This is a genomic window from Bradyrhizobium sp. SHOUNA76 (assembly GCF_023006445.1).
Classification (GTDB): Bacteria; Pseudomonadota; Alphaproteobacteria; order Rhizobiales; family Xanthobacteraceae; genus Bradyrhizobium.
In genome coordinates this window covers 1-1,637 of sequence record NZ_JALBHA010000830.1, presented here as the reverse complement: position 1 = coordinate 1,637, position 1,637 = coordinate 1, and the positions used below count along the sequence as shown (strand labels likewise).

The window sequence follows — 1,637 nt, the reverse complement described above, 5'->3', positions numbered from 1 at the left end:
GCCGTTCTGACGGCCTCGCCGCGAGCGACGGAGCGGCCGAGCCTTGCACCATCGGCCCGCACCAGGAGGCGACCCAACCGATCGCGCTCGATGCGTATGTCGGCGGAATCGCCGGCGAGCACCCGCGATCTTCCGTCATCGATGGCGAAGCCGAACTTGGTGGGAAGCGCGAGGCCGCTGTCGGCGAGCGCCTCCTCCAGCTCGGCGGCGAGCGACTGGGTTTGGTCGCCGCCGCTCCAGAACGGCATCACCAGAATATTGCGCCGGGCTTCGATATCGCCGTCGGGATCGAGCAGTGCCAGTTGCGCAAGGCCGTCGAGCAGCGGCCGATGGCTTTGCTCGCTGACGCCCCGGATCTGGAGATTGGCGCGGCTCGTCACGTCGATCAGACCATTGCCGTGTTGCCCGGCGAGTTCGGCAAGCCCCGTGATTTGTGCTGTTTCAAGACGCCCGCCGAACGGACGCACCCGCACCACGAGCCCGTCGCCCGATTGCATCGGCCGCAGCGCGCCGGGACACCAGCCCTTGACCGCAGCCGCGCTCATGATGCCTCCCGCAGTGCTGCCGCGATCGAATTGCGGCGCGTTTGCCAGAGTGCCGCATCGTGCAAGCGCGCAAAACAGGTTTCCATCGCGGCGAGAGCGTGCGGATTTTCACGCGCCATGAAGGCGCGGACGTCGTCGTTGCCGAGCGTCGCATCGTAGTAGAGATCGAACAGATGCGGCGGCACGGCGGCGGCAAGATGCGCGAAAGCGGCCATGTGTTCCAGCGTCGCTGTGATCTCGGCCGCCCCGCGAAAACCGTGGCGCATCATGCCGGCGATCCAGGCCGGATTGGCGGCGCGCGCCCGGACGACACGCGAGATTTCCTCGGTCAGCGTGCGCGCGTGCGGCTGTTCGGGATGCGTCGTGTCGAGGTGATAGAGCGATGGTCCTGCCGCGCCGAGATGCGCTGCAGCCGCCGCAACGCCGGCTTCATGCGCGGCATAGTCGGCAGCCAGCAGCAGGTCGGTTTCCGGCAAGTCCTGGACGTGGACAAAGGCATCGGCCGAGGCGAGCCGCGCCTCGATGCCGGCGCGATCGGGCTGCATCTCGCCATCAACCGAGAACGCCCAGGACGATGCCGAAAGCCAGGCTTCGCCGGCGGCATCGCGCGTCTCCGCCGTGAACGCATCGGGGATCGCCGACAGACCAACGCCATATTGTCCGGGGCGCGGCGCAAACACGCGGGAGGCGCGGTGGCGGTACGGATTCTCGTCGCCCTCTCCCTCGCGCGTTGCGAGCGCTTCGGCTGCGGCCTCGAACAATTGCGCAAGGCCTGAGAAGACATCACGGAACAGGCCGGAGACGCGCAGCGTAACGTCGATGCGAGGCCGGCCGAGCTCGGCCGGCGCGATGATGTCGTAGCCGGTGACCCGGCCGGAGGCGTGATCCCAGCGCGGCGCGAGGCCGGCCAGATGCAGCGCCATCGCAAACTCCTCGCCCGCAGTGCGCATCGTCGCCGAGCCCCACAGGTCGACGACGAGGCCTTTCGGCCAGTCACCGTGATCCTGCAGGTGCCGGCGCAGCAGCTCTTCGGCGAGCCTGATGCCTTGCGCGTGCGCCGACGGCGTCGGCACCGCGCGCGGATCGACGGCA

At 68.7% G+C, this 1,637-nt stretch carries 1 protein-coding gene and 1 pseudogene; both read right to left on the bottom strand.

Features of this window, described 5'->3' with window-relative positions; translation table 11 throughout:
- Nucleotides 1-545, bottom strand: a pseudogene (locus MOV74_RS37645) (precorrin-3B synthase); the annotation flags it as partial.
- A partial coding sequence (locus MOV74_RS37640) for a cobaltochelatase subunit CobN (protein WP_246932510.1) occupies nt 542-1,637 on the bottom strand: 1,096 nt, incomplete at its 5' end. The gene MOV74_RS37640 and the pseudogene MOV74_RS37645, both read right to left, overlap by 4 nt.